Origin of the sequence: Massilia sp. UYP11 (genome assembly GCF_050434805.1) — a bacterium.
Lineage (GTDB): Bacteria > Pseudomonadota > Gammaproteobacteria > Burkholderiales > Burkholderiaceae_D > Telluria.
The window spans coordinates 22,016-29,274 of sequence record NZ_JBNDJE010000032.1; the positions used below are offsets into that span (position 1 = coordinate 22,016).

Sequence of the window (7,259 nt, forward strand, 5' to 3'; positions counted from 1 at the left end):
ATTTCCTACTCTTGGGGCTTACGCAGCTCCCTGAACCCGCCTTCGGCTATACGCTGCTGGCGCCACACATAGTCCCCGGTCAGGTTGATGTGCTCCCAGCCCAGCGGCGACAAAAATTGCAGCATGCCGTCGTCGGGCAACTTGCCTTTCTCACGCAAGGCCTGCGTCGCCCGCTCCAGGTAGACCGTATTCCACAGTACGATTGCGGCCGTCACCAAATTGAGGCCGCTGGCGCGGTACCGCTGCAGCTCGAACGACCTGTCGCGGATCTCGCCCAGCCGGTGGATGAATACCGCCCTGGCCAGCGCATTGCGCGCCTCCCCCTTGTTCAATCCGGCGTGCACGCGCCGGCGCAGCTCGACGTTCTGAAGCCAGTCCAGGATAAACAGCGTGCGCTCGATCCGCCCCAGCTCGCGCAGCGCGATCGCCAGGCCGTTCTGGCGCGGGTAGCTGCCTAGCTTGCGCAGCATGAGCGACGCGGTGACGGTGCCGTGCTTGATCGAGGCGGCCAATCGCAGCACGTCGTCCCAGTGTGCGCGCAGGTGCTTGATGTTCAAGCTGCCGCCGATCATCGAGCGCAAGGCCGGGTGATCGCCCACCTTGCCCGGCACGTACAGCTTGGTGTCGCCCAGATCGCGGATGCGCGGCGCGAAGCGGAAACCCAGCAGGTGCATCAGCGCGAACACGTGGTCGGTGAAGCCGGCGGTGTCGGTGTAGTGCTCCTCGATGCGAAGGTCCGATTCGTGGTACAGCAGGCCGTCGAGCACATAGGTCGAGTCGCGCACGCCGACGTTGACCACCTTGGTGCTGAACGGCGCGTACTGGTCGGAAATATGGGTGTAGAACAGCTTGCCGGGCTCGGCGCCGTACTTGGGGTTGATGTGGCCCGTGCTCTCGGCCCGGCCGCCCGCGCGGAAGCGCTGGCCGTCCGACGACGACGTTGTGCCGTCGCCCCAGTGCGCAGCGAAGGTGTGCTTGAACTGGGCGTTGATCAGTTCAGCCAGGCCGGCCGAATAGGTTTCGTCCCGGATGTGCCAGGCCTGCAACCAGGACAGTTTCGCGTAAGTGGCGCCGGGACTCGATTCCGCCATCTTGGTCAGGCCGAGGTTGATGGCGTCGGCCAGGATCGCGGACATGAGGAACGTCCGGTCCTTGGCCTGCTCCCCGCTCTTGAGATGGACAAAGTGGCGCGTGAAACCGGTCCAGTCGTCCACGTCCATCAGCAGTTCGGTGATCTTGATCCGAGGAAGCATGCCGCTGGCGAAGTCAATCAGCGCCTGGGCCTCGTCCGGCACCACCGCGTCCTGTGGGCTGATCCTCAGTCCTGTCTCAGTAATGATCGCATCGGGCAGTTCGTTCGTCAGCGCGAGCCGGTTGACGGTGACCAGCTGCTGTTCGAGCAAGAGCAAGCGGTCGTGCAGGTACTGGTCGCAGTCCTGGTTGACCGCGATCGGCAGCTCGCGCGCTGATTTCATCGCCCCGAACTTTTCCGTGGGTAGCAGGTATTCCTCGAAGTCGCGGAACTGGCGCGAACCCTGCACCCAGATGTCCCCCGACCGCAGCGAATTCTTCAGCTCCGACAAGACGCAAATCTCGTAGAAACGGCGGTCAAGACCTTCGTCGGTGATGACCAGCGGCTTCCACCGCGCCTTCACGAATGCGATCGGCGCGTCGTCCGGCACCTTGCGCGTCCCGGTCATGTTCATCTCGCGCAGGACGTCGATCGCGTCCAGAACCGCTTGCGCCGCCGGCGCAGCTTTAAGCCGAAGCACGTCCAGAAACTCGGGCGAATAGCGCCGCAGGGTGCTGTACTGCTCGCCCACCAGGTGCAGGTGGTCGAACGTTTCGGGCTGGGCCAGTTCTGCCGCCTCGGTCACGCTTTGAGTGAAGTCTGTCCACGGCAGCACGGCCTCGATCGCGGCATACGGGTCCCTGCCGGATTCCTTGGCCTCGACCAGCGCGCGCCCGATTCGGCTGTACAGGCGCACCTTGTCGTTTATGGCCTTGCCCTGCTTCTGGAAGTCCTGCTGATGCTTGTTCTTGGCTGCGCTGAACAGCTTGATCATAATGCGGTCATGTAGATCGACCAGTTCGTCCGTCACGGTGGCCATGCCCTCGATGGCCAGCGCCGCCAGCGTGGCATAGCGCCGCTCGTCCTCGAACTTGGTCAGGTCGCGCGGCGTCATCTGCGCGCCCTCGCGGGCCATCTTCAGCAGCCGGTTCTGGTGGATCTGGTGGCCAAGCCCTTCCGGCAGGGCCAGCGACTGGAACACCTTGAGCCGTTCGATGTGTTCGCGCATGTAGCGGGAATTGGGTTTGAGCGGCGACTGGCGCAGCCATACCAGCCAGGTAATGCTCATGTCGGGCGCCACATTGAGCAGGTTGTCCAGGGAGCGCCTGTGGTGACGTTCCAACGGCTCAATCAGCGTGCGATAAATTCGCCGGTTCGCCCTCGTCACAGCCTCGGCGCAGGCCCGTTCGATGACGGTCAGCGTCGGCAGGATGATGCGCTTCTGGCGCAGTGTTTCGAGGGAATGCGCGGCGAGGATCATTGCCTTGTCGGTCTGCATGGCGAGGTCGGCCAGGCAGTGCACCAGCTTGCGGAAATCCGGCAAGCCGAACACGGACAGCCCCAGGTAGGCGCGTAACTCATGCAGGTGCTCGTTGCGCGTTTTTTCGCGCTCGCCATATTCCGGCCAGGCGCCGGCGTCGCTGCGCACCTGCTTGGCAATCCAATGGATCACCGGATCTGGCAGCCTAGTGTCGCTGGCCAGCGCCTGGCCAGGGTAGCGCAGCAAGCACATCTGAACCGCGAAGCCGAGGCGATTGGCGGCGCCCCGGCGCTGCCGGATCAACGCCAGGTCGGCATCCGTGAAACTGTATTGCTGGATTAGGTCATCCTGACTTTCTGGCAACACCAGCAGGCTGTCGCGTTCGGTATCAGAGAGGAGTGAGCGGCGCGGCATTCGATCGGACCCTTCGAGGATAAGCCGGGATAAAGCCAGTAATGGGACGAAGCGAAAAAGTAATTAAGGAACGTACTTTTCTTACTTTCTAACTAAGAAGCTTCTTTGTGCTATGCCAAGACAAAACCAGAACGGCACGACGAAGGTCAGCTCCAGCAGACTCAGGCATTCCCCCTAGAACACCAGCCACCCGACCAGTCCAGCCGCGAGGATCACGACGACTACGTTGAGTTTGTTCTTCCAAGCATAAAGGAATGCCAAGGCCGCGGCGAAGATCGATATACCCGCCGTCAACGACGGCACACGCTCGGCGGTGACATGCGCCAGGTCGACGGTGGTGGCGCCAATCAGGCCGACGACCCCGGCCGCGACACCATCCAAAAAGGCGTGCAGCTGCTTGTTCTCCACAACCGCCTCCAGCCGGTCATAGAAGATCAGCGAGAACGCAAAGGCCGGCAGAAAGACACCGACCGTCATGGCCATCGCTCCAACCGGACCGCCCGCCACATAGCCGACGAACGTTGCGAAGATGATGAGCGGCGCCGGTAATACACCGGAAAGCGCCAGCCCATCCAGGAACTGCCCATCCGTCATCCACCCGCGCCCGACAGCGTCGTTGCGAACGAACGGAATCGCGGTATAGGCGCCGCCGAATGTGAGTAAGCCGGCTTTTAGTCCAGCCACGAAAATGAGGAGCACGGAGGCTTGGCCTTGAATGACCGTTTCCACAAGCTTCGCGGTGGGCGCGGCCGACATAGCAACGGCCGTAGCCAACGCCATCGCCCCAAGTGTCACCAGAAGCGCAAACGCCCGACGATTCAACACGAGCAAAGCGTACACAAGGCCACTCGCCGGCAGGGTGATCCAAAAGTCGACCCCGCCACTGGCTGCCAGCGCGCAAACGATGGCAATGACCCACAGCCAGCGACTAAGTAGGATGTGCTCTCCGATGCGGTGCACGGCGCGCACGATCAGCGCGATTACGGCCGCTTGTACACCAAGGAATGCGGCACCCAGCGAAGTGCCGACAATGTCGATCTCGAAGTACAGCCAGGACAGCGCAAACATCAGCAAGAATCCCGGGAGCATGAACCCAAGTCCCGCCAGCAAGCCGCCCAGCCGCCCCTTTGCTCGGATACCCAGATGAACGCAGATCTCGTGCGCTTCAGGACCGGGCAGCACCTGCATCACCGCAAGCAGTTTGTTGAAGCGTTTGCTCGAGATCCAGCGTTCCTCATCCACGAGTTCGCGGCGCAGCATAGCGATCTGAGCCACAGGACCGCCCCAAGCGAGCAGGCCGAACTTGAGGAATCGCACGAAAAGCTGGAAGTAGCTCATGGCTGGAGGAACGGCTTCAATCGCGGCATCTGGCGCCTCGTTCGGGCGGTACGATGCATCATTCGGGACGTTCAAAGGTGTTCTCCTTGCAGTTCAGTATAAGTAGGTCGAATACGCTGGATGTCCTCCTCGGCAGTCAGGCGCACAATATTTGAGCTCCGACGTCTTGGCGATCAGTACATTCAGGTCGTGGCGGTTCCGTTGCCAAAGCTGGCCATCAAACCGTCGAACACGGTCGAGGCCGCGTCCAGCAGTGCGTCGTCCTGGGCAAGGCTTTCGCGCATCCCGGCCAGCACGCTTTCGATGCCGGCGGCCTCTGGCGGCTGCACACCCCCGACATCGAGGTAATGCACCAACTGGCCGATCCGCCGGATGGCAGGTTGATCCAGTCCAAAGCTTTCGGCCAGCACCTCGAAGGTGACGCGGTTGCCGATATGGCTGAATGCCGCCCCATCGAAATCGAAGCCGATGGCGTCCGATGGGCAGTCTCCAGGGCTGGCCAGCCATTGGAAGTAGGCGCGGCGGTCGATGAAGCGCCGGATCAGCCAGGCGCTAGCTAGGCGATCCACCCACGGCCGCTGCCGCGTCGCCCAGATGCGCCCTTGGTAGTCCTCACACCGCAGTCGGCCGATCTCTCCTTCAGCCGACTGCGGTTCATCCGGCGACAGGGTTCGGGCACAGGCGAGTTCAAGCTCGCGTAGTGCGCAATCGACCTGTCGCTGTGGCTCGTCGGGAAAGAAATCGATCGCGACCAGAGCTGCAAAGGACTTGCGCAGCTTGCGCGTCTGCTTGAGCGTCTCCTGCACGTTAGCGGAGTCCAGCTCGCTTCGCCTCTGTGTGATCTCGGGTAACAAGGCGGCGTAATCCTGGCTACGGTCAAACAGCCGAGCGTAGTCCGTGTCATCGGCGGCTTCGGCATTCAATACATATGCCGAACCTCCACCGGAGACCACCTCGGCAGCCACTGCCGCCAGCGTCGAATGGCAGGCTTGGCAGTGCGGCATCAAGTACACGCCGTCACGTAGCACGGTGGCGCCGGCCGCTTTGAGTGCCCGCCAGGCACGCTGGCGGACAGTGGCATTCTCGGTGGGTAGGGAGAGAATTAAGGCAATTAGTTGCATGACGTAGAGTATAAATCAATAAAGACTTATACTCTACAAACTTTATGACGATGGCTGATACGAGGGTTGCCAGGATTACGATTTTTCGCAAAAACATGCCCAACCCATTGTTCCAAAATGGGAAAGTTTTCAATCTCGGGAGTGCCGCTTTGCACAGCGCACCCGGCTCAGGTCAAAATGTCCGGTTGCTGGCGAAGGTGATACCGCCCTGCGCTCGATCGGCCGGTCCTGACGCCCGCCATTTTCGACACCAAATTATTCCCAAAAATATTCAAGCCGGCCCGGCGCTACGGCTTCTTGCGCCTGCCGCCGGCGTTCTTGCCCGCAGAGCCTTCGATTTGCTTCCGTAGCTGGGCGTTTTCGTCTTCCAGCTCGGTGACACGCGTGTCGAGGCGCACGTTCTCGTGCTCGGCCTTGTCCAGCAGATCGGCCCCCATCGCGGCGTCCATGTGCTCGCGGCTGGCCATCTCACGCGCGGCGCCCAGCTGCTCGCGCAAGGTGTAGACCTCGCCCAGGTGCTCCTTCGCCTCGCCATTGGTGCGCTCGACCTGAATCTGCAATCCCTGCTTCTCCGCGCGTAGGACGGCCACCGCCTGCTGGTGCTCCTGCAGGTAGGTGCGCAGCTGCTGGGCGTCGTGCTCCAGCGTGCCGATGCGCGCTTCGAAGCCCTGCCGGTCACTCTGCCGCTGCGCGGCCGCCTTCTCCTGGAAGTGATCGAACTGGTGCCGGGCCTGCGCCAGCTGGTCGGTCAGCAGCCGGACCTCGGCCGCCCGGTCCGCCAGGCGCTGGGTGAGGCCGTCGTTCTCTGCCCGCAGGGCCGCGATCGCTACAGCGCCGTGCTGCCGCTCGTCGCGCTCGTGCGCGAGCGCCGCCTTCACCTCGGCCACTTCGGCAAGGAGCGTGTCCCGCTCGGCGCGCAGCTGGCGGCCGCCGGCGCGTTCCATCTCCAGCTGCTGACCGTCTTCTTGACGGGCCTTGTCGTGCGCGGCGCGCAACTGCTCAACCTGCGCCTGCGCGCCGGCCTCCAGACGCTGATACACACCCTTGACGGCTTCCAGCAGGTCGGCGGGCAGGCCGGCGCCGGCGGCGGCCGTCTCGCCTTGGTGCTGCGCTTTCCACTGCTTGAGCATGGGCGCGATGGTGCCCTTGCTGCCGGTGTCGCCAAGCGCGGCGCGGACGGTGTCCACGGTGGGGTTGGTGCCGGCGGCCGCCAGCTGGGTGGCGGCCTTGACCACCTGGGAGAAAAGAATGCCTGCGCGCGCCATGGTGGGCCTTTCGCGAAATTAAGTAACGTATTCCATAATACGTAATATCACGATATATTACGCTGTGTGTTTTTCGCCGTCACGCGCCAATTTACGCTTCGATAATGTTCGTTACAGCAGGCTATACCACCGGCGGCGTGCTATGCTGGCCGTAATCCCGTTATGAGCGCGCAATTGCGCGACGCCCGCCATGGCCACCACGCCCGCCGTCACCGATATGCCCGATACCGGGTCGGCACCGGCTATCCGTACCGCTGTTACGCCGCAGGACGACCACAACCACGCCGCGCGGCACCGCGTCTTTCTGGCTGCCGCCACGTCCGACAACACGCGCCAGGCGTACCGCTCCGCAGTTAAGCACTACCTGGACTGGGGCGGCGTGCTGCCGGCAAACGAGCCAGCCGTTATCCGCTATCTGGTGCGCTACGCCGACACGCTCAACCCACGCACCCTGGCGCTGCGCCTGACGGCGCTCTCGCAATGGCACGTCCACCAGGGCTTCGCCGATCCGGCCGCCACGCCGACTGTGCGCAAGACCTTGGCCGGGATCGCGCGCACCAATGGCCGCC

The 7,259-nt window shown here is 62.9% G+C and carries 4 protein-coding genes and 1 pseudogene; 1 reads left to right on the forward strand and 4 read right to left on the reverse strand.

Annotation, left to right across the window (positions count from 1 at the left end; translation table 11 throughout):
- Positions 1 to 5: 5 nt before the first annotated feature.
- From ABIB38_RS23195 to ABIB38_RS23210, 4 genes are all read right to left on the reverse strand, one after another.
- On the reverse strand, positions 6 to 2,966 hold the full coding sequence (locus ABIB38_RS23195; protein WP_103243983.1) for a Tn3 family transposase: 2,961 nt from the start codon (positions 2,964 to 2,966) through the stop codon (positions 6 to 8).
- A gap of 174 nt (positions 2,967 to 3,140) precedes the next feature.
- Positions 3,141 to 4,304: a chromate transporter gene (locus ABIB38_RS23200; RefSeq protein WP_103244708.1), complete on the reverse strand. Its 1,164-nt coding sequence runs from the start codon at positions 4,302 to 4,304 to the stop codon at positions 3,141 to 3,143.
- Between the two features lie 182 nt (positions 4,305 to 4,486).
- The gene (locus ABIB38_RS23205; RefSeq protein WP_103827480.1) at positions 4,487 to 5,425 is read right to left on the reverse strand and encodes a chromate resistance protein ChrB domain-containing protein; all 939 of its coding nucleotides are present in this window, start codon (positions 5,423 to 5,425) and stop codon (positions 4,487 to 4,489) included.
- A 287-nt stretch (positions 5,426 to 5,712) separates the two neighbouring features.
- On the reverse strand, positions 5,713 to 6,690 hold the full coding sequence (locus ABIB38_RS23210; protein ID WP_103243981.1) for a DNA-binding protein: 978 nt from the start codon (positions 6,688 to 6,690) through the stop codon (positions 5,713 to 5,715).
- A 190-nt stretch (positions 6,691 to 6,880) separates the two neighbouring features.
- Between ABIB38_RS23210 and ABIB38_RS23215 the strand changes: the two are divergent.
- Positions 6,881 to 7,259: pseudogene (locus ABIB38_RS23215) on the forward strand (integrase); the annotation flags it as partial.

Coding starts and splice junctions, on each gene's coding strand:
- ABIB38_RS23195 (WP_103243983.1), bottom strand. CDS start 2,966: ATGCCGCGCCGCTCACTCCTCTCTGATACCGAACGCGACAGCCTGCTG.
- ABIB38_RS23200 (WP_103244708.1), bottom strand. CDS start 4,304: ATGAGCTACTTCCAGCTTTTCGTGCGATTCCTCAAGTTCGGCCTGCTC.
- ABIB38_RS23205 (WP_103827480.1), bottom strand. CDS start 5,425: ATGCAACTAATTGCCTTAATTCTCTCCCTACCCACCGAGAATGCCACT.
- ABIB38_RS23210 (WP_103243981.1), bottom strand. CDS start 6,690: ATGGCGCGCGCAGGCATTCTTTTCTCCCAGGTGGTCAAGGCCGCCACC.